Origin of the sequence: Bradyrhizobium japonicum USDA 6 (assembly GCF_000284375.1) — a bacterium.
GTDB classification, from domain to species: domain Bacteria; phylum Pseudomonadota; class Alphaproteobacteria; order Rhizobiales; family Xanthobacteraceae; genus Bradyrhizobium; species Bradyrhizobium japonicum.
In genome coordinates this window covers 3666509-3684727 of the sequence record NC_017249.1, presented here as the reverse complement: position 1 = coordinate 3684727, position 18219 = coordinate 3666509, and the positions used below count along the sequence as shown (strand labels likewise).

22 protein-coding genes and 2 pseudogenes are annotated in these 18219 nt (G+C 62.0%); 9 read left to right on the top strand and 15 right to left on the bottom strand.

Annotation, left to right across the window (positions count from 1 at the left end):
• Positions 1-27: 27 nt before the first annotated feature.
• From BJ6T_RS45710 to BJ6T_RS17215, 3 genes are all read right to left on the bottom strand, one after another.
• Entirely contained in the window at positions 28-1617 is a 1590-nt protein-coding gene (locus BJ6T_RS45710) for a hypothetical protein (protein WP_014493724.1), read from the bottom strand.
• Between the two features lie 342 nt (positions 1618-1959).
• Positions 1960-2595: an imm11 family protein gene (locus tag BJ6T_RS17220; RefSeq protein WP_014493723.1), complete on the bottom strand. Its 636-nt coding sequence runs from the start codon at positions 2593-2595 to the stop codon at positions 1960-1962.
• Between the two features lie 298 nt (positions 2596-2893).
• Complete coding sequence (locus BJ6T_RS17215) at positions 2894-3667, bottom strand: DUF4261 domain-containing protein (RefSeq protein ID WP_014493722.1); 774 nt, start codon at positions 3665-3667, stop codon at positions 2894-2896.
• A gap of 402 nt (positions 3668-4069) precedes the next feature.
• Here BJ6T_RS17215 and BJ6T_RS17210 point away from each other — a divergent pair, with 402 nt between their 5' ends.
• Both BJ6T_RS17210 and BJ6T_RS17205 read left to right on the top strand, forming a co-directional pair.
• Positions 4070-4270, top strand: a complete 201-nt coding sequence (locus tag BJ6T_RS17210; RefSeq protein WP_014493721.1) for a hypothetical protein — start codon at positions 4070-4072, stop codon at positions 4268-4270.
• The gene (locus tag BJ6T_RS17205) at positions 4267-4461 is read left to right on the top strand and encodes a hypothetical protein (RefSeq protein WP_014493720.1); all 195 of its coding nucleotides are present in this window, start codon (positions 4267-4269) and stop codon (positions 4459-4461) included. Before BJ6T_RS17210 ends, BJ6T_RS17205 begins: the two co-directional genes overlap by 4 nt.
• A 39-nt stretch (positions 4462-4500) precedes the next feature.
• On the opposite strand, the gene BJ6T_RS17200 is transcribed toward BJ6T_RS17205, so the two are convergent.
• The 3 genes from BJ6T_RS17200 to BJ6T_RS17190 all read right to left on the bottom strand — a co-directional run bounded on the left by BJ6T_RS17200 (position 4501) and on the right by BJ6T_RS17190 (position 6760).
• Complete coding sequence (locus tag BJ6T_RS17200; RefSeq protein WP_014493719.1) at positions 4501-4749, bottom strand: hypothetical protein; 249 nt, start codon at positions 4747-4749, stop codon at positions 4501-4503.
• Positions 4750-5314: 565 nt separating this feature from the next.
• On the bottom strand, positions 5315-5629 hold the full coding sequence (locus tag BJ6T_RS47260) for a hypothetical protein (RefSeq protein ID WP_014493718.1): 315 nt from the start codon (positions 5627-5629) through the stop codon (positions 5315-5317).
• 681 nt (positions 5630-6310) lie between these two features.
• Positions 6311-6760, bottom strand: coding sequence for a hypothetical protein (locus BJ6T_RS17190; RefSeq protein ID WP_144038003.1), 450 nt, complete (start codon positions 6758-6760; stop codon positions 6311-6313).
• A 671-nt stretch (positions 6761-7431) separates the two neighbouring features.
• Here BJ6T_RS17190 and BJ6T_RS17185 point away from each other — a divergent pair.
• On the top strand, positions 7432-7617 hold the full coding sequence (locus BJ6T_RS17185; RefSeq protein WP_014493715.1) for a hypothetical protein: 186 nt from the start codon (positions 7432-7434) through the stop codon (positions 7615-7617).
• 57 nt (positions 7618-7674) lie between these two features.
• Here the strand turns inward: BJ6T_RS17185 and BJ6T_RS17180 are convergent, their stop codons facing one another.
• Positions 7675-7869 (bottom strand): DUF3606 domain-containing protein, encoded by a 195-nt coding sequence (locus BJ6T_RS17180; RefSeq protein WP_014493714.1) that lies wholly within the window; start codon positions 7867-7869, stop codon positions 7675-7677.
• 809 nt (positions 7870-8678) lie between these two features.
• Between BJ6T_RS17180 and BJ6T_RS17175 the strand changes: the two genes are divergently transcribed.
• Entirely contained in the window at positions 8679-9923 is a 1245-nt protein-coding gene (locus tag BJ6T_RS17175) for an NRAMP family divalent metal transporter (protein WP_080588611.1), read from the top strand.
• A 116-nt stretch (positions 9924-10039) separates the two neighbouring features.
• On the opposite strand, the gene BJ6T_RS17170 is transcribed toward BJ6T_RS17175, so the two are convergent.
• From BJ6T_RS17170 to rocF, 4 genes are all read right to left on the bottom strand, one after another.
• On the bottom strand, positions 10040-10324 hold the full coding sequence (locus BJ6T_RS17170; RefSeq protein WP_014493712.1) for a hypothetical protein: 285 nt from the start codon (positions 10322-10324) through the stop codon (positions 10040-10042).
• A 113-nt stretch (positions 10325-10437) separates the two neighbouring features.
• On the bottom strand, positions 10438-10980 hold the full coding sequence (locus tag BJ6T_RS17165; RefSeq protein WP_014493711.1) for a c-type cytochrome: 543 nt from the start codon (positions 10978-10980) through the stop codon (positions 10438-10440).
• Positions 10967-12238, bottom strand: a complete 1272-nt coding sequence (soxC, locus tag BJ6T_RS17160) for a sulfite dehydrogenase (RefSeq protein ID WP_028170524.1) — start codon at positions 12236-12238, stop codon at positions 10967-10969. The genes BJ6T_RS17165 and soxC overlap by 14 nt, the downstream gene beginning before the upstream one ends.
• A 160-nt stretch (positions 12239-12398) precedes the next feature.
• Positions 12399-13376 carry an arginase gene (gene rocF / locus BJ6T_RS17155; RefSeq protein ID WP_014493709.1) on the bottom strand — a complete coding sequence of 326 codons (978 nt, stop codon included), beginning with the start codon at positions 13374-13376 and terminating at the stop codon, positions 12399-12401.
• Between the two features lie 275 nt (positions 13377-13651).
• On the opposite strand from rocF, the gene BJ6T_RS17150 reads away from it, so the two are divergent.
• Complete coding sequence (locus tag BJ6T_RS17150; protein ID WP_014493708.1) at positions 13652-13912, top strand: hypothetical protein; 261 nt, start codon at positions 13652-13654, stop codon at positions 13910-13912.
• A 27-nt stretch (positions 13913-13939) separates the two neighbouring features.
• On the opposite strand, the pseudogene BJ6T_RS17145 reads toward BJ6T_RS17150, so the two are convergent.
• Positions 13940-14350, bottom strand: a pseudogene (locus BJ6T_RS17145) (EAL domain-containing protein); the annotation flags it as partial.
• A gap of 10 nt (positions 14351-14360) precedes the next feature.
• Here BJ6T_RS17145 and BJ6T_RS48405 point away from each other — a divergent pair.
• The 3 genes and pseudogenes from BJ6T_RS48405 to BJ6T_RS47255 form a co-directional block, all read left to right on the top strand.
• A pseudogene (locus tag BJ6T_RS48405) lies at positions 14361-14595 on the top strand (ShlB/FhaC/HecB family hemolysin secretion/activation protein); the annotation flags it as partial.
• Between the two features lie 147 nt (positions 14596-14742).
• On the top strand, positions 14743-15573 hold the full coding sequence (locus BJ6T_RS17140; RefSeq protein ID WP_014493706.1) for an alpha/beta hydrolase: 831 nt from the start codon (positions 14743-14745) through the stop codon (positions 15571-15573).
• 77 nt (positions 15574-15650) lie between these two features.
• Positions 15651-15827: a hypothetical protein gene (locus BJ6T_RS47255; protein ID WP_155256758.1), complete on the top strand. Its 177-nt coding sequence runs from the start codon at positions 15651-15653 to the stop codon at positions 15825-15827.
• A 50-nt stretch (positions 15828-15877) separates the two neighbouring features.
• Here BJ6T_RS47255 and BJ6T_RS17135 read toward each other — a convergent pair whose 3' ends face one another.
• Together BJ6T_RS17135 and BJ6T_RS17130 are read right to left on the bottom strand one after the other, a co-directional pair.
• A complete protein-coding gene (locus BJ6T_RS17135; protein WP_014493705.1) occupies positions 15878-16219 on the bottom strand; it encodes a phasin in 342 nt (113 codons plus the stop codon).
• Positions 16220-16365: 146 nt separating this feature from the next.
• Positions 16366-16551 carry a hypothetical protein gene (locus tag BJ6T_RS17130; protein WP_014493704.1) on the bottom strand — a complete coding sequence of 62 codons (186 nt, stop codon included), beginning with the start codon at positions 16549-16551 and terminating at the stop codon, positions 16366-16368.
• Between the two features lie 688 nt (positions 16552-17239).
• Between BJ6T_RS17130 and BJ6T_RS17125 the strand changes: the two genes are divergently transcribed.
• Complete coding sequence (locus BJ6T_RS17125; protein WP_014493703.1) at positions 17240-17596, top strand: hypothetical protein; 357 nt, start codon at positions 17240-17242, stop codon at positions 17594-17596.
• A 50-nt stretch (positions 17597-17646) separates the two neighbouring features.
• Here the strand turns inward: BJ6T_RS17125 and BJ6T_RS17120 are convergent, their stop codons facing one another.
• The gene (locus BJ6T_RS17120; protein WP_014493702.1) at positions 17647-18219 is read right to left on the bottom strand and encodes a hypothetical protein; all 573 of its coding nucleotides are present in this window, start codon (positions 18217-18219) and stop codon (positions 17647-17649) included.

The window sequence follows — 18219 nt, the reverse complement described above, 5'->3', positions numbered from 1 at the left end:
CAGTGTGTGCCTAGGGCTTCGACGCCTTCACTCCGGTCGAAGCAACGGCCGTATCCAGCGCGCAAACCATTCTTCAGCATCATTGCGCGGGTAGCCCGGATCATCCACCCCGAAGATCGGCGGCGGAATGATGTAAGGCGGCTCTTCCGCGAACGCGCCGATCGGCATGTTCGCCTGTTGTGCGCGGCCCTCGCCAGTCGGCATGCTCCAGCTGCCAAACCGATCGTTGAATTCCGTGGACGGCAGATACGGGACTGGCGCACTCCCTGATGTGAAGACGCTGCTCGCATTTGTCGCGTTGACGCGGGTGAGACGCCGAACCTCTTCGGGTGCGACTGCTCCCGCGGCAGGAGGGGTCGGCGCTTGTTGTACATTCTGGGCAGGCATAGTTCCGGCTGGCGTGTCGGTCCAGTTTCCGAACCGATCTGCAAAGGTGCTGGCGGATGGCTCGAGAGTATCCCTCCATCCATCATCAAGGCGTTGGACAGGAACGTTAACGTCGAACGGTTGATAGGGAGCTGCTCCGTTGGAAAAGACGCTGCCATCTGCAACCTTGGCATCGCTGGAGATGGTTGCCGGGAAAGCGGGGCGAGTGAGGGCGGCGACAGTTGAGCCTGCGAGCAACGCAGCGCCAAGGCCTTGTGCTACAGGTAGCATCATCGCTCCTGTACCAAGCACAGCCGCCCCCATCAGCGACGCAGAGCCCTGATCAGGAGGTGCCTGCGGCCCCAGCACTTGTGATCCATCAGAGAGACGCGTGAGTGGCTGGCCTGTCTCCGAGTGAAATTGCAAGACCTGCGGCTCCGGCGGCATAGCCACGCTGGGAGGCACTTGCATCAGACGTTGCCAATCTGAGGGAGGGACCGGAAACCCTGGCAATCCATAGGTCAGAAGCGGATTGCTTGGTGTAAACCCTTCCGGCTCGTTCGCTCCCTCAAGTGAAGGCGGAATGAATCCTGGCAAGCGGGTATTGACAAAGGGTGGAACGAGGCCCGGAAGACCAGGGACAGCGCCAACAGCGGTAAATTGCAGCGAAATCGGAGAGCCCTTTGGGAAGCGCTTTAAGATTTCGATCCTCTCTGCCATGCTGAGATCGCTGGTCGGGGACAAAAGCGGAAAATGCAAAGCTGCATACCGCTGACCGGCATTGTGAAACTGATCAACTGTCTCCTGCATCTGCCGAATCTGCTCTGCATTGTCCTCGGCATATTTCCTCCAGTTTGAGAACCATTTGTTGTTCTCATCATTTGCCTCCTTAGGCGTCATTCCCTTGGGAGTATTGGGAAACAGATGACCGTTCGCTAGCGCGTACTTGGCAGCGGCAACAAGCGCGTTCAACTCGGAAGCTACCTCGTCCAGCGCACGTGCATCGCCCGCGCTAGCCGCGGCGAACCTTGGAGACGTTTTGAGCTCCTTCAGATGCTCGCAAAATCCCTTGTAGTACGTTCCGAGATGTCCCCCCGTATGCGGACTTGAACTAAGTTCGGTTGCCAGCGGCTGCCTTGACGGCAACGCGATTAGATTTCGAATCGCATCATGATTGAAGCGTTCCCCCAAGAGACGGATAACCGGATGGCCTGCAAATTTCTGCGCTAAGACGTGATGATCTTGGAACATGCGACTGCTACTTTTCTGGCGCAGGCCGGCGTCCGGGCTGCTGGTAATCGCAGCCGGCGGGTCTGATCTGAAATGCTTGGTGGATGGCCGGCGGCGAGAGCCGGCCGCTTTGCGTGCGCGCTAGAGGTCCATGCGGCCGCCGCACCCGGCATCGCCGATCGGCACGCCGCGCCTACAACGTCGTCGCCTTTAGGTCGGCGTGACGACGGCAGCGATCCGTACTATTGAAATGAAATCGGGGCATCCGCCCCTCTGCTAGAGTCGTTAGAGTCGTGCGAATGTCTTCGGCGAGCCCACAAACAGACAAAGCCGGATTTTCCCCGAATCTCGACGTGAAGAAAACTAGGGGCGAAGGCTATCGTAATTGAAGTAGGGATCTCCAAAGCTTAGGCCTCTGACCCCGGCAGCCTTACAGGCGTCTTTCATTGCCTGGTCGCAAATAATCCTCGTCTCTAGAAAGCGCGGCCGGAAAATATGAGCCGAACCGATGGCCTCCTCCCTAAAGACAAAGCTTGAAATCGCCGTGTTATCGTACCGCCTGAAATCTGTCCCATCATCCAGGATTTCGACGATCGACTTTTCCTCGTCGATGACCTCGAGCTTGCGGACAACATCACAAAGCCAATAGACGGGCGCATCTCCACGCAACGACCGCGTTTCGCACCTCAGGAACGCCACGCCGTCGCTATCCACGGCCTCCAGGACACTCTTCATCCGATCGGATACGAGCCAGAAGTCGTGAAATAGCTCCCAATCGACCGGCGGCCGACCGAGAGATTTGTCGATCAGCAGCCGTGGCGTTTCGGCCAGCGCAGGAAAGCTTCGCTTGCCCCGTGGTGAAAGCAGCACGCGACCGGCGCCAAGGGCGGCAAAATTCTCCATTTCCAAACCGGGGCGCGTGTGGATTCTGAAATCCAGCCCGACACGATAGAGTTTCGGCCCCTTCGGCCTTCGCTTTGGATTACGGGATACAGCCATAAAATTATGCTCCTGCCGAATATACGTCCGGCTCATCACGTAACGGTGGGCGCTTCGCGCCTTTGGTCGGTCACAATGAAGACTGTCGTTCTGTTACCCATGACTCCGCCCATTGAACATCATGCCTGCAGGGCGACGTAGAACCAATATCAACTGCCAACAAAAAAGCCCGCGGCATCCCCGCGGGCTTTGTCCGAATTCATCTCGATGATGCCATCCTGCCAGTGTTTTGCCCGACGTGTCAACGATCGACCTTGAACGACATCCCGCATATCCCTTCGCGCATCATCACGCGGAGTCACGCCGAACCATCGCTACAGAAAAGCACAGGCAAGCCACCGAACTGATCGGAGTCCTTGTGACGAACCGAAAAGCGCTCGCGCGCGTCTCTACCAAACGTATCGCCATCCTTGACCACCGCTCCGTGTTCGACCAGATAGGCGGCAAGACCGTCGACCTTGTTGAGCAATGTTCCAAGGGACAGCTTGTGGGTCTCGAATTGAATTTCACGTTCGGCAAACGCCGCCAGCCCCATCGTCACTGCGCCGATGCCCGCCTCTGATCGGAAGGGGAGTATGTCGATCCAAAGCGAGCAGGGATAATCCGGAAACGGCGCGAGCGATCGGCTGGACAGGTCAAGCCATAGATCGGTGGATCGTGCGACCTTGCCGTTCCACACGACGGCGCAGCATTGCGGCATGGTTGCTATCAGCGCGCCGATGACTGCAGTCGTCAAACGGGCGGTGGGTAATGGTCGCTGATTCTGGCCAAGCACCGAAACGATCAGATGCCCTCGGTGCCCCGCCGCGACCGCTTTGGCCTGCGGCCATATCGTGGAAGCGCGCGACCAGAGGCCGGTATCTTCCGGAATGGGTGCCGGCATCGCCATCACCACAACGAGTTCGTTGCCACAGCGGATCAGCGGCGAACCCTGGCGTGCGCTCCCCTCGCCCCCTCCTTCCACCTCCATCGGCAGTTCGGGATGTCGCGCGCGAATGGCCTTGGCGAGCGCGACCATGTCCGGAGTTGCAGGAGTCTCCAACAAGACCAAGGCAAGAAACGACTTACTCATTCGGCCGCCTCAGGTAAGTTTCGAGGCGTGACTGACAATCGATCACGGCTCGCTCATAGGTTGAGTTGATGCCAACTAGAACATAACGAGAACAATGTCAACACCTGTTCGCCCGGTACTTCACGCTTTTGCTGTTCCGACCGATGCGCGAAAGTCCATGCATGCGAGCTCGCTGCCTGGCAGCGTGTTCGCGCTCGACCTGTCGGGGCTGACGGCCCCCGGCTCAAGGGACTAAAACCTCGCCGCGACGGACGCTCGAGATTTCCGGAGGAATGTATCAAATGTTGCAGACGCCCGCCGAGGACAGGCCTACAGTCAGTCACCACCGCGCGGCACGTGGCATCGGTCGGTGATGAGAACGCCAGTTGCGCTCCCGCCCCACTCTAACGAGGGAGCAGTGTCATGCTGAAGCGACGTCGTTTCAAACAGTCCAAAACTCTCCACGAGCGGCTCGCAGACGAGGCCGCACGGCTTCGCGAGGAGGCCCAGGCGCTTGCGCCGGGGCGCCGCCGCGAGATGCTGCTGCGCCGGGCGCGGCAGGACGAGACGGCCATCCAGATCGAGTCCTGGCTGCATTCGTCGGGCCTGAGGGCGCCGACATGACCCGGCAATACCGCGCCTATCTGGTCGGCGAGAACGGCGTGTTTCGCTCCGCCGAAGCGTTCGAGGCCGATTCCGACGCAGCCGCGCTTCGCGTCGCACAACAGTTCACGCGCCGGGGCGACGTCGAGGTCTGGCATCTCGACCGGAAGATCGGGCTGTTGACGCAAGCCACGCCACCCGTCGCAGCCTGACCGGCAGCCACGCTGCCCCAGCCGCTGCACCGGAAGGTGTCATTCCTCCGCAAGCTTGCGCTCGATATAGGCGTCCACCGTCTCGGCGAAGGAGCGTTGCACCCCGACCGCGGCACCGTGCTGGTCGAGCGCGTCGCGCTGGAGCACGCGCAGGCCGCGCCCGCGGAGGCTGGCCGGCGCGGTGTTCAAATATTGATCGATGGCGCCTTTGGCGAGTGGAATGGCCCTCGGATCGCCCCTTGCGATCAGGAGACGCAGGAGGCTCTGGCAATCGGCCAAACCGGGCATGGCTCAGCCGTCAGCGTTGCTGCGATTTCGGCTTCGGCCGCTTGACCGGCTGGGTGTGCGTGCCGAACAGCGCCAGCAGAAACGCGACTTCTTCTTTCGAACCGACCTGGATCATGACTTGTCTCCTTCTCGCTCCGTTGGTCGAGGCCAACGGGCGCGGCGTTCAGGACAATCTGGTTTCAGCAATGTTTCAGGCGTGTTTCGTCGAGACCGAAAACGATCTCCAGAAGACGATCTACACAGGTGCCTGCTGAACGTCTGGCGGCGATGCCGCCGGTGTTTTTGTCCCACCTAACTCCTGGAAACGGCCCCGGCGCGGGACGGGGGCTGGGGGCGCCGGAGCCGCCATTCCAGGCCGGCCATCGGCGGTGGGCCGACCACACAACCAATTCGAGTTTGCAGCAGGAAGTTCCAAAGGGGGACCTTACGATTCCGCAACCTCTTCCCCACCTCCTTCCGGCTGTTGACCGCTTTCTTTACGGCCGACGCCTGGCCGCGGAGTTCTTGGCTCGTAGCCGACATCATACGTCTGCCGCTTGCCGCGCGGTCTGAACGCCATCTCCGTTCACGGGCGTGCGTGGCCGCGTTGCTGCTCAATTCCGTGCGGTACGAGGCCGCCATTGGCAAGACCAGTCCGCGGGGCTGCCGGCGGCCGGCGCGGAACGAAGAGGCTGTGCACGAGAATAGGCTCGCTGTCGCCGAGTCGTGCCCGCTCCTGAACCAGGCCGCTCATCACGACGCGCATCTTCATGATCTCTTCCGCCACGAAGGTGCAGTCCTCGTCGCGATTGATCTGCTCGTGCATGATGGCCTCGGCCTCTCGCATGCTGACGCGTAACGCTCTGACGATGTTGCGGATTTCATTGATGCGGTTGTCCACGGCCCATCTCCACCTGATGATGGGACAATAAGAACAAATCATGAACAAATAGTCAATGCAGGAGAAATGCGGGAGCGCAGGACGGGGTTGGGGCGCCGCCGCCCACCTGCCCGACCGCCTTCCTCACCGCGGATTGCTGGCAGATCAGGACACTGGGAAATTTACCGGTCTGGTTCACATTTGTTATGGCAAGGATTTGTTAACCGGGAAAAAATGGCAACCCGGGGAGCTGGTCGAGGAATTTCATTTCGGAATTATTGAAACCCGGAAACATGAGGGGCCGCTGTCCAGGACAGCGGCCCTTTGCTTTGACATCCGCGAAGGCGGATCAGGACACTTGAACGGGGAGCGGATAACTCCGGAGCTAACCGCCCGATCGCGTGCACCGCAAATGAGATGGAAGTCGCCGCAAAAGGCCGCCAACTGAGGCGGCGCCTGCGGCGGCCTGAAGACGATTTCGAACCGGCAGGGCCTGCGCGCCTATCCCGCTTCGCATCTGGACGATCTCCAGCCATCCGCCGATGGAGCAGCCATTTCCTATGTCGCGCGCGACGGCGTCGTGAGCGCGATCCTCACCTTCAATGCGTCCCGCAAGATGCTTCATTGACGTGCGGGCCTTTGAACCAGGGCGCGTACGTTGAAGCGGTGGGGATTGGTGCAGTCATCCGCCCAGGGAACTGGTTACCTGCCGGTTGTCACGATGCAGTTGATGACAGACGGGTAATCACTTTGCTCCTGCAAGCGAATGAATTCCTTGATTGCGCGATAACACGTCGGCATCGACGAACTTCCACCCATGCTTTGGTTCGCCCAACGATCCAGCATGACATGCGTCTTGACGATTTCTGCGTTCGCCGCGCGCAGGATACCGATGGAAGGCTCAGCCGTTTCAAACAGATATTTGTGGAAGCTGATCACGAAAGTATCGCTTCTCGGCATCCCGTCGCCATACGGAAGAAGGTCCACATCCCGCACGGTCTTTATATTTTTATAGAGCCACTGTGAATCGATCAACGCTCTCCCGATCCCTCTTCCCTCAACGCCAAGCGGAGCAACCCACTCGGGGCCCGGGGCTATGGTGGACCAAAAGATCACGCGATCATCACGGCGGTTCTCCATCGCCTTGAGCATGCAGAGGAAGCGTTCCTTTTGCGGATCGTTCGAATGCTCCACCTCGTACTGGAGCTTCTTGAGTTTGTCGGGCCAGGGTATGGGTTTAGGTGGGGGCGGAGGCGGCACAGCGGGAAGATAGATTTTGCGCAGCTTCGGGTCAGCCCCGAGAAACGCGTAGTTGCGCCCCCGTCACGGCTGTGGCGGCAACCCACGAGCTCTCGCAAATACCAATTCACCTCCTCGGGAACGTGCGTCTGGAAATTGAACTCGATCAACGCCCACGCATCCATGTGCTCGCGCGCCGCAATTTTCCACCAGTCGTCCGTATCCAGGACCGGATATTCGCGCCCGCCTTTGGGCGGCCACAAGCCGCGTTTCTGCACCGGATTAAGAGGAACCTTGATATTGACCATTCAACGCCTCCGCACAGTCCGAACCGCAGCGCATAGCGAAAGAAATGAAGTTTCGCCGGACACACCGGAATGGCAACACGCCGGTAACGCGCCGGATATGAACTATCTCACATTTGTTCTGGCGCCGGCCGCTCGCGTTCAATCACGACATCGTTTGCCCAATGGGTCAAACTTTAACCAAATGCGGCGAAGCGGATTCGGCGAAATGAAATCTCCCCGCGCCATGCTGGGACATGTCCCTTGCGAGGGCGCACGGGCAGGCTGGAGATAACGTCGATGTATTACGTCGCCGCCGCATTGCTGGTGCTGTCGGGACTGTTCTACTCCGCGAGCCATCACGAGCTCGGCCAGTTCGGTGCCAACGTGTGCAGCTATGGCAGCACGTTCTGCGACAACCCGGTGGTCGTCTTCACCGGCGGCGCGCTGGCCGCCGCCTGGGGCATGTTCGTCAGCATCAAGTAGCAGCGCGCGTTTCGGCGCGAAGCACGCCGCAGCTCAGCGCAGGCACGATGCGCTCCGTCACGTCCTTTGCGTTGAACCGTTAATTCCCAATTCCTTGCGGACGGCGGCGGCCGAATTGCCGACCTTGTCGACGGCTTTCTGCAGCTCCTCCTTCGATACGCCGAGCGCGTGCGTCCAGTACTTGACCTCGTAGGCCTCGTGCATATTGATCTTGCTGCGGTCCGGTTGCCCGCGCTTCGTCAGATTGTCCATTGCGTTTCCTCCCTCACGGAAGAAAAACGCCACCATGGACCGGCCGTTCCAAACGGCAGAGCGAGACTCACAGGGCGAGGCTCACACGTCGAGGCTCACACGTTCAGCCACAGCATGGAAGCCAGCACCGCTGAAAAGACAAACAGCCCGGCAATTGCAATTCTGAAAACCAGATCGGCGGCCAAATGTGCCCCCTTTTGTCGTTGCAAATTCTTTGCTCGTACGGCGCGCGGCCCGGCCTTGGGCAAGGCAGCACCGCACCGTGACTTTGCTGCCGGGGCGGGTTGGAACGGCCCGTCAAGCGGCACCGCAACGCGCTCATCCAGCTTTGGTTCCAAATTTTCGGAAGGCGCGAATCAGCGCAACAACGTTAACCCCGCCGGTCGGCGGGCGCTACTGTCATGAGAACCAGTTCGTGCCGCGCGACGGCGGACAATCGAGCAAGTGCTGCCTGATCGCCGATGGCCTCTGTGTCCAGGGATCAGCCGGCCGTCGGCGAGATGCTCTGGCGCGAGAGGCTGGCGATCGTTTTGAACGGGAGGCAAACGAAGAGCCCGCAACCGGTGACGGTGCGGGCCCGACGATCTCTGCTATGGTACAACTCTACAGGTGTTTTGCCCGACGTGTCAAAGCAATGACGGAGCATTGGCGTCAGCAGGCGGCGGCGCTGGCCGACGCAGGAACTTTGCTGCCATGATCGCGCTTAAAGCACACTTCGCAATTCCGGAAGGTCAGCCCTGTCAAACCGATCGAAGCAGCACGCCGCCAAGCACGACAGCGCCGAAGGTTCGGCGAAGTCCGGGCCGGGGCTGCTGAAACGGCTGGGACCCGGACTCATCACCGGCGCGGCCGACGACGACCCGTCGGGCATCGCCACCTATTCGCAGGCGGGTGCGCAATTCGGCTACGGGCTGCTCTGGACGGTGTTTCTGACGCTGCCGTTCATGATCGCGATTCAGCTCGTCAGCGCGCGGATCGGCCGGGTCACCGGCAAAGGGCTCGCCGCCAACGTCCTGCAGCTCGCGCCGCGCTGGATCGTGCTGGGGCTCGTCTCGCTGCTCGTCATCGCCAACACCTTCAACATCGCCGCCGACATCGCCGCGATGGCGGAGGCCCTCTCGCTGGTCATCGGCGGGCTCAATCACGAGCACGCCCTGATCTTCGCGGCGGGCTCGACCCTGCTCCAGGTGTTCGTGCCCTATCGCCGCTATTCGCCGGTGCTGAAATTCCTGACGCTGACGCTGCTCGCCTACGTCGCCACTGCCTTCACGGTGAATATCCCGTGGAGCACCGCGCTGCTCGCCGCGGTCTGGCCGAAGGCGACGATCAGCGCCGACTATTTCCTGATGGTCGTCGCCGTGCTCGGCACCACCATCAGCCCCTATCTCTTCTTCTGGCAGGCCTCGCAAGAGGTCGAGGAGATGAACCAGGGCAAGCGCGACAAGCCGCTGCGCGACCTTCCGAGCGGGGGCGACCCTGAAATCGCGCGCATCAAGGCCGACACCATCGTCGGCATGCTGCTCTCCAACAGCATCGCCTTCTTCATCATCCTGACCACGGCGGCCGTGCTGAACGGCAATGGCGTCACCAGGATCAACTCGGCGACGGAAGCGGCCGAAGCGCTGCGTCCGCTCGCCGGCGACTTCACCTTCGCGCTGTTCGCGCTCGGCATCATCGGCACCGGCCTTCTGGCGATCCCGGTGCTGGCGGGCTCGGCGGCTTACGCCGTTGCGGAGATTTTCGGCTGGCACGCCACGCTGGAGGCGAAGCCGGAAAAAGCGGTCGGCTTCTACACCATCATCGCGGCCGCAACCATCATCGGCTTCGGCCTCGGCTTCACCGGCATCGACTCGATCCACATGCTGGTATGGAGCGCGGTGCTCAACGGCATCGTTGCCGTGCCGGTCATGGCCATGATGATGCTGATCGTCTCGAGCCGTGCGATCATGGGGCGCTTCAAAGCCCGATCACGGCTGGTCGCGCTGGGCTGGCTCGGCACCGCGATCATGGCGCTGGCCGTCCTCGCGCTGCTCGGCTCGTCCGCGATCGGCTGACCAGACCGGCGACAGTGCCGCCGAGATCTGCGACGCCAGGATCTGCGACGCCAAGATCTGGGACGCGGCGACGATGATGAAGGCCGCGGGCGCGGCCGGCACGCTGATGAACCGTATTACGGCGTCACCGGATTGACGGTCGGAGATGTCTTCGGCCCCGGCCGCTCCGGCTCGACCGGCGACTTCGGGGCGGTGGGAAGCACCTTGGCGCCGGCGGCATGTGCAGCCTCGCCCGTGGTTGCATACATCGCGACATGAGCCGGCTGCGTCTTGGCGCGGTTCCACGGCCCGTGATCGACGATCAGCATCGCAACAATCGTCAAGCCGGCCACGATCAGCGCGATCACGCCGGGATGACGAAGCGCCGAGGACATGGAGTTTGCGAAGCGATCTGTTGTCATCGAAAGACCCGTGCTGTTTCCTCTCGCGGGTTAACTCAAACGTATCCCGCGAGTTCCGGCCTTCGCTTAAGCAAGTTCCGAGCCACTACGCGGAACAGATCGTCCCGATATGATCACTTTTTCACGTCCGGGCGCGCGTCGCCGACGAAGCTGTCGCGGTTCGGCATTTTGACAGCCGAAAGCGATTTGGCGTCAAGCGTCGCATCGGCTCCCACCAGCCCGTTCAGGTTCAGGATATAGGCGGACACCGCATAGACGTCCTCGTCGCTCAGCGACTGCGGCGCGTTCTGCGGCATGGCGCGGCGGATATAATCGAACAGCGTCGGCGCATAAGGCCAATAGCTGCCGACGGTGCGGATCGGCCTGGCCGTCGCGATCGTGCCCTGCCCGCCGACGAGCCGGTCACCCAGGCCACCCTCGCCTTTATCGCCGTGGCAGGAGGCACATTGCTGGGCGAACACCTCGCGCCCATGGCTGACCGAACCGCCTCCCTTCGGCAGATTGCTGCCGTCACGTCCGACATCGATATTCCAGCCTGCGATCTCCGCAGCCGTCGCAGGGCGACCGATGCCATAAGGGCTTTGCGCATGCGCCTCGCTCGCGAAGGCACCCAGCGCGATTGCGACGGCAACGCCGCAGCTCTCACGCCAGCGCATTGGTCACCTCGCCGTCGGCCGCGATGCGCCAGGGCCAGATCGCGTTGTTGTGGTAGAAATAGTTCTCGCCGCGCACCGCGAGCAGCTCGGCCAGCGTCGGCTGCACATAGCCGGTCTCGTCGACGGCACGGCTCTGGATCACGGCCGGCTTGCCGTCCCATTGCCAGGGCAGGCGGAAGCGCGTGAGGGCGCGCGTCAACACCGGCTCCTGCAATCGCGCGTCCTGCCAGCTCTTGCCGTCATCGACCGACACCTCGACGCGCTTGATCTTGCCATGTCCGCTCCAGGCGATGCCGGTGATCTCGTGGAAGCCAGGCGCGCTCAGGCGATGACCGCCCGAGGGACGCGTAATGATCGACTTCGCCTCCATGTAGAAGGAAAATTCGCGCGCCGTGCCGTCGGGCAAGAGATCGGTGTATTTCGAGGTCTCTTCGCGCGAATAAGTTGGCTCCGCGGTCACGTGCAGACGGCGCAGCCACTTCACGCTCATATTGCCTTCGAAGCCCGGCAGGAACAGCCGCAGGGGATAGCCCTGCTGCGGACGCAAGCGCTCGCCGTTCTGGCTGTAGACCAGAAGGGCGTCCTCGAGGCATTTCTCGATCGGAATGCTGCGCGTCAGCGCGGCGGCGTCAGCGCCTTCGGCGACGACCCATCTGGCGTCCGGTTTCAATCCGGCCTCCTGGAGCACGAGCTTCAGGCTCACGCCGGTCCATTCGGCGCAACTCACCAGACCCACGAGGTCCGATGCCGTCTTGCCATAGGGCTTGGTGTAACCGGGATTGCCGGAGCATTCGAGGAAGTGGATGCGCGACTCCGACGGGAAGCGCCTGAGATCGTCCATCGTGAAGATCAGGGGCCGTTCGACGAGGCCGTGCAGCATCAACCGATGCTGCGCCGGATCGATGGTCGGAACACCGCCATGATGCCGCTCGTAGAACAATCCATTCGGCGTGATGATGCCGTCGAGCTCCCGCAATGGCGTCCGGCTGGAAGCCGATATGTACTGCTTAAGAGTCTTCGAGATGTTCTTGACGACGTCCTTCTCGAACGGTGACGGCGCGCCATAGGGCTGGGCTCCCATCGGCTCGCCCGGTGCCTTCATCCATTCGGGAATGTTGGGCGGAAGGTTATCCGTTTCCGCCGCGGCCGACGCACCAGCGCCCAGAACGGCGCCGCCCGCCACCGCGGTGCCGCCTTGCAGGAAGCGACGGCGTGTTGTTCTCGCGGGTTTTCCGGCGGCGTCGATCGTGCTGCTCATTGCGGATCCTCGGCTGAAGCGCGACCCGCATCAAACCCTCCGCGAAAGGCGTTTGCAATCCGCACCTATTTCAAAAACAGGCGATTTCGACCAGGACTGGTCTAGATCAGCCAGCCGCGACAGTCATTCTGTTCTTCGCGATGCAAGACAGCTCCCAGTTTCACTCGCCTGGTGCGATCGCGTTACTCGGCGTCGGGCGGTCGGTGATCTGCTGTCCGAACAGGCTGCCGATCAGCTCGACCGCAGTGCGCGCGGTGCGACCGCGCTCGTCCAGGAACGGATTGAGCTCGACGATATCGACCGATCCGACCACGCCGGAATCATGAAGCAGCTCCATGATCAGATGCGCCTCGCGATAGGTCGCTCCGCCCGGCACCGTGGTGCCGACTCCCGGCGCCACACACGGATCGAGGAAATCGACATCGAAGCTGACATGGAGCACGCCATCGCTCGCCTTGACGCGCTCGATGACGCGCCGGATCAGCACAGCGACGCCGAACTCGTCAATCTGGCGCATGTCGACAACCCTGATCCGGCGTGTGCGCATCAATTCCCTTTCGAGCTTGTCGATCGAACGCGCGCCGAACAGGTCCAGCCTGTCGGGATCAATCGAGGCGCGCGGATCATCGCCGAGCAATCCGTCGAGGCCGGGCTCGCCACACAAGAACGCCGCCGACATGCCGTGCATGTTGGCGGTGATCGTCGTCTCGGGCGTGTTGTAATCGGCATGGGCGTCGAGCCAGAGCACGAACAGCTCGCGTCCGCGTTCCTGCCAGTGGCGCGCCATGGCATTCACCGAGCCCATCGACAATGTGTGATCGCCACCGAGGAAGATCGGCAACGCCCCGGTCTGCGCGATCTCATGGCCTCTGCGGCTCAGCAGACGCGTCCAGCGCTGGATTTCGCGATAGTGATTGGCTTTTTCGGGCGGCCGGTCAGCGAGGTCCCCGACCTCCGCAACGGAGAGATCGCCGTAGTCGACAACTTCGAAATCAAGGCTTTCGAGCAAAGCCGCAAGCCCGGCGGTGCGCAGCGCCGCAGGGCCCATCAAGGTGCCGCGCTGCGAAGCTCCCATGTCGATGGGCGCGCCGAGCAAGGCGATGCGCCGGGCTCGATCCGGCATGGTCCGATCGGTCACGGCAGTCTCCTGACATCCACAAGGTCGTGGCAGCCTAGCAGAGATTCGTACCCGTCGTTTCACGGGTATTTCTCGGTGAAAAGACGCCGCGAGAGAAGCCGCCCGGAACAAAACCCCGCACGCCGCATTTCCCTTGCAAGGCCGGCACCCGCCGTACATTACGGCGCCTGTCGCGGATAGCCAAAGGTCTTCGGACCCGCTGTTCAAAACGAGCGCTCGCGCGGATAGCCAAAGGTGCCGGCCTCATTACTTCGTCAGAAGCGGAGTTTACGAATTTGAGCACCGAAATTCCGCAGCCCCCGTCCCAGCCCGGCATGGCCGAGCGCGCCATCGACGCGGCGGCAGACGTCTCTCATACGATCGGTGAGGTCGCGGGAGGCTTGCGCGCCGCTGTCGACCGCTTGACGCAAGTCATCGACGAAGCTCGAAAGCCGGGTAAACCGCTCTCGACGGTCGCCGCAATCACACGCGAAGCGCCGCTCGCGAGCCTGTTCGTCGCCTTCCTGTTCGGGGTTGCCATCGCCCGCCGGCGTTAGCAATGAAGCCCGCGTGATGTGAGTCAGCTAGGCAGCGCTGACGGCTTCGAGCTCGGCCGGCAGGAATTGCCTCTCGAACGCCTCGGCAGGCATCGGGCGGCCGAAGAAATATCCCTGCCCTTCCTCGCATCCCATGCTGACCAGGAAGTCGGCCGTGGCACGGTTCTCGATGCCTTCCGCCACGACAGTGAGCCCGAGCTGCTTGCTGAGACCGATGGTCGAGCCGACGATCGCGGCGTCGTCGGAATCGGCGAGCAGGTCAAGCACGAACGACCGGTCGATCTTGAGCCCGTCGAGCGGAAACTTCTTCAGATAGCTCGGGCTCGCATAGCCCGTGCCGAAATCGTCGAACAGAACGCGGACGCCGAGCTGCTGGATCCGCTCGAACATGTCGAGCACGCGGCTTTCGTCATGCAGCAGGATATCCTCTGTGACTTCTCTACGCCTTGGCGACGCCGGCGCAGTCTGGAACGACGGTACCGCCTGAGCGACGGCCTGTCGCTGACGTCGGCCTGAGCGGGCGTGCGGTTCTTTCTGGCGGACGATCTTCAAGCCGATCTCGGCGTAGCCGTCCCCTTGAGCTACCGGGCTCCAGACAACGAGCGCCGCAGCCCGCGCTTCCTCTTCACCCTCTCGAGCGCATTCCGGCTCTGCCCCGAACGCGGAGGGGTGGCTGCCTCTAGCCGCCGCGCTTTGATCGCACCCGGCATGCGGCCCTTTTTGGCCTTGCTCACAGGCTTGCCTAAATTTAATCCCGTAACCTGCTCACGATCGCTCGATCCGGGGGCTTCCAATGACCATTTTCAGACGAAAGTGATTGGGACGGAACCATGAAGAGGGTGTTTGCAATCCTGGCCTTTCTCTGCGTGCTCGGCGTCGGCCAGTATTTCGTGGTCAGCCGGCTCGCGATCCGACATGACGTTTTGACCCTGTTCGATGCCTCGCGCCAACGGCCGATCTCGGTCGAAATCGCGGTGCGGCGCGACTACGAGACCAAGGCCAATCTCGGGCTCTGGAAGCTCCCGCTCGCCATCATCAGCAACGGCAACACCGTCAAGGCGACCGAGTATTCCTTCCTCGCCAACGTGCTCGCGGCGCGCGGTTATCTCGTTGCCAGCATCCAGCAGGACCTGCCGAGCGATCCGCCGTTGATGACCCATGTCGGTCAGCAATATGTCGGGCGGCGCGAGGTCTACATCCGCTGCGAGGCCAACATCCTTTTCACCCTGGCCGAACTGAAGCGACGGCAGGAAAACACCGACTACGACCACATCACCATCGTCGGCCATTCCAACGGTGGCGACGTCTCGATGTATGTCGCCCATCAGCACCCGGAGATCGTGTCGAAGGTGATCACGCTCGACAATTTGCGGGTGCCCTTCGTGCTCAGCGACAACCTGAAGATCTTGTCGTTCCGCTCCAAGGATCCGCATTTCCAGACCGACCCGGGCGTGCTGCCGACGCCTGAAGAGGCCAAAGCGCGCGGCATCGACATCGTCCATACCGGTGCGCAGCACACCGAGATGAGCGATCGCGGTCCCGATGCGGTCAAGGAGAAGATCCAGGCGACACTCGACCGCTTCCTGCGTGACAGTGCCAGCAGCTCGCTCGCGCCGGCTGACACCAGAAGCCCGATGATCATGAACCCCGGCGACTACTAGCCGGGCCCCTTTGCGGCAGATCAAGGCAGCTCCAGGCTGGCGACGCTAGGAAGGGCCTCACCATCCCGGAGAGGCACGTGTCGCACACCATCGAAAGCCTCGATACGAAACGTCTCGAGACGGCAGGCCTTGGCCTGCCAGCTGCGAGCACACGGGCAATCGCGCGGCATCTCTATCGTGCGACCCGCAAGCTGCTGCGGTCGATCATCGCCCGCATCGATCTCTCGCAATTTCCGGGATCGTGCTGCGGCTGAGCGCGGCGTCACGCAGGATCAATTTGCGGTCACGCGGCGCACACCGGAACTCAGGACTTTCCCTTGCCGGGCTGCATGAAACTGCCGGTCATCTGGCGCATGTGGTCGCCGGCGCTGGTGAACTGGCTGCGCAGGAAGTCGGACTGGATTCGCATCGCTTCCTGAAGGTCGGTGGCATGCACGAGCTTGCGCGCGTGCTCGAACGCCGACTTCATGTTCTGCTCGGTGAACGCGAGCGCCTGCTTGGACACTTCGGTACCCGCTCCGGGAACCGACGTCATCGATTTGGTGGCAGCTTCGAAAAACATGCCGAATGCCTGTTCCGCCTGATCGATCGTCTTTTCGGCCAGGTCGCGCAGTTCGGCCGGAACTTCGAGCTTCGGTTCGATCATGGTCATACTCCTCCCCGTTTTTCCCAACTGAATACCACACTTGCCGGACCGCATTCCAGCGGCAGCCTGGGGGACAAACGTCGCCCGGCGGTCCGGCTCCGGCCGGAAAACGAGGGACGAGGCGTAAGGCCGGCGCGCGGCCGGGGTCAGGACAGGGGGTGCTCGGGAAGGGTTTCTTCGGTGCCGAGGTCTTCGACCAGCTTGATGACCTCGAAACGCTGTCGAGGCGCGAGCTTCAGGAACGCGCGAAGCAGACGCAGACTTTCAACGGTGCTGCTTGCAGGCGCGCCGAGCTTAAGGTGCAGTTCAGCGGCGAAATTGAGGTTTTTCATCTCGCACCTATGACAAGCATCGGCCCTCGTGATCAGACGTCGAGGTCTCGTTCGAGAACCGAACACCATGACCGGACGCCATGGTGACCCTGAGCTCTCGGCCGGGGCACCCGGTGGGTTAACACGCTGAACCACATATCCACACGGACTGGCTCAACCGAACAGGTTGCAACTATGTCAAGAAACAACCCTTCCAGCAAGCCCAACCGTCGCCGTAGCGCTGCTTCGTCCGCATCGCACCACGGCAATTCCGGATAACAGGAATATGGACCGTCGTCACCCACCTGCGTCAAGAAGCGGCATCACTCACGCACACGGCCTCGGTCGCTGTCAATCGGTGTGGCGTTTCGCCGTGTTTCCGGTGTGAATGAGGTCAGATTAAAGTTTCTTCAGCGTATACACGCAGTTGGCGAGTCCGACCTCGGCGGTTGTATCGTCGGCGAAATGAACGTCGAGCCTCGCAGCCGGCCTGCAGCGCCTTGATCCGTCCGCCAGTGAAGCCCCTTGGGCTGCTCGGCTTGGACGCGGTTCCCCGCACCAGGGTTTATCGGTCCGAAGATATCTCCGCCAATGAACCGTCGTTCAAGGTGGAACGACCAAGCGGTTGCGATGCGGCCACGCAGACCACGGGCGCCATGGCTGACGGACTTCTCGATTCGGGCGCGCCTCAGCACCAAAGGACGACAGAATGCTTTCCCGCTGCGATCTCATCAAGGGCGGCGCGGTCGCGCTTCTCACTTTCTCGATACAAGGCGCATGGGCGCAGGAGACCAGGATGAATCTGTTCAAGATCGTCACCATCAAGGACGAAATCGTCGTCGGATTGTCGGCGGAGGAGCTCCAGACGCTCGGCGGCAATGATGCGAGCGCGGTTGCGCACGCGCTGGCGCAGAAGGGCGATCTCACGGTCTGGCAGTACAACGTGCATCGCGGCCCGAACGGTGAATTGCAACAGGCGCCGACCGCGAAGATCGGGCTCTTGGCCAACGCGTCTCTCCGTGTCGAGCCCTACACGACGCCTTACCAGATTGTGCCGCATCCGTAACAAGCGGCCCGGGCGCGCCTGCGGCGAGACCCGCAGGCGCACCACTAGCCTCAACGCTGCTTGGCGCGCTGAGCCCGGCCTTCCGTCGCAAAGCCGTAGATCAGCGCCAGCCGGTCCAGGCATTCGCGAAAGCGCCGCGCGAAATAGTCGTTCCAGCGCTGGGTGCGAACAGCGCGCCGCTCCCCGATCTGATCCATGGTCAGCCCCAGCACCAGGACGTCGTGGACCAGCGCGGCGCCATCGGTACCGAGTTCGCGCTCGACCCGGTTCAGGCGCAGCACAGCCTGGCGCTGGTCCTCGGTAACGGGCTCGCGCGAGCGCGTGCCATCGACATATTCGCGCGTCGGATCCACCGCCTGGGGCCCGCGCTCCGCCCTCTCCCAGTCGCTCTGGAAGGCGCGCCCGCCGCGATATTGCGCCTCGTCGATCTGGTGATGCGCGTGCAACCGGCCGAGCGGATCACCTCGGACCGAGCGGACGACGACGATCTTCTCGCCGGCATCGAGCGCCAGCGGATTGTCGACCTCGACCTCCGCCACCTCGGCATTGAACGGCACCTCGCGCGAGCGCCGATCGTAGATTCCAGTCAATCTGTAGGACTTGTTGCGTCGTACACCTGCCAC

Excerpts from the sequence above, each read along its gene's own strand:
- BJ6T_RS17200 (WP_014493719.1), bottom strand. The coding sequence starts at position 4,749 with ATGCCCGGTTTGGCCGATTGCCAGAGCCTCCTGCGTCTCCTGATCGCA.
- BJ6T_RS17135 (WP_014493705.1), bottom strand. The coding sequence starts at position 16,219 with ATGATCGAACCGAAGCTCGAAGTTCCGGCCGAACTGCGCGACCTGGCC.
- BJ6T_RS17140 (WP_014493706.1), top strand. The coding sequence starts at position 14,743 with ATGAAGAGGGTGTTTGCAATCCTGGCCTTTCTCTGCGTGCTCGGCGTC.
- BJ6T_RS45710 (WP_014493724.1), bottom strand. The coding sequence starts at position 1,617 with ATGTTCCAAGATCATCACGTCTTAGCGCAGAAATTTGCAGGCCATCCG.
- BJ6T_RS17205 (WP_014493720.1), top strand. The coding sequence starts at position 4,267 with ATGACCCGGCAATACCGCGCCTATCTGGTCGGCGAGAACGGCGTGTTT.
- BJ6T_RS17215 (WP_014493722.1), bottom strand. The coding sequence starts at position 3,667 with ATGAGTAAGTCGTTTCTTGCCTTGGTCTTGTTGGAGACTCCTGCAACT.
- soxC (WP_028170524.1), bottom strand. The coding sequence starts at position 12,238 with ATGAGCAGCACGATCGACGCCGCCGGAAAACCCGCGAGAACAACACGC.
- BJ6T_RS17190 (WP_144038003.1), bottom strand. The coding sequence starts at position 6,760 with ATGCTCAAGGCGATGGAGAACCGCCGTGATGATCGCGTGATCTTTTGG.
- BJ6T_RS17210 (WP_014493721.1), top strand. The coding sequence starts at position 4,070 with ATGCTGAAGCGACGTCGTTTCAAACAGTCCAAAACTCTCCACGAGCGG.
- BJ6T_RS17180 (WP_014493714.1), bottom strand. The coding sequence starts at position 7,869 with ATGGACAATCTGACGAAGCGCGGGCAACCGGACCGCAGCAAGATCAAT.
- BJ6T_RS17220 (WP_014493723.1), bottom strand. The coding sequence starts at position 2,595 with ATGGCTGTATCCCGTAATCCAAAGCGAAGGCCGAAGGGGCCGAAACTC.
- BJ6T_RS17170 (WP_014493712.1), bottom strand. The coding sequence starts at position 10,324 with ATGACAACAGATCGCTTCGCAAACTCCATGTCCTCGGCGCTTCGTCAT.
- BJ6T_RS17125 (WP_014493703.1), top strand. The coding sequence starts at position 17,240 with ATGCTTTCCCGCTGCGATCTCATCAAGGGCGGCGCGGTCGCGCTTCTC.
- BJ6T_RS17185 (WP_014493715.1), top strand. The coding sequence starts at position 7,432 with ATGTATTACGTCGCCGCCGCATTGCTGGTGCTGTCGGGACTGTTCTAC.
- BJ6T_RS17165 (WP_014493711.1), bottom strand. The coding sequence starts at position 10,980 with ATGCGCTGGCGTGAGAGCTGCGGCGTTGCCGTCGCAATCGCGCTGGGT.
- BJ6T_RS17130 (WP_014493704.1), bottom strand. The coding sequence starts at position 16,551 with ATGAAAAACCTCAATTTCGCCGCTGAACTGCACCTTAAGCTCGGCGCG.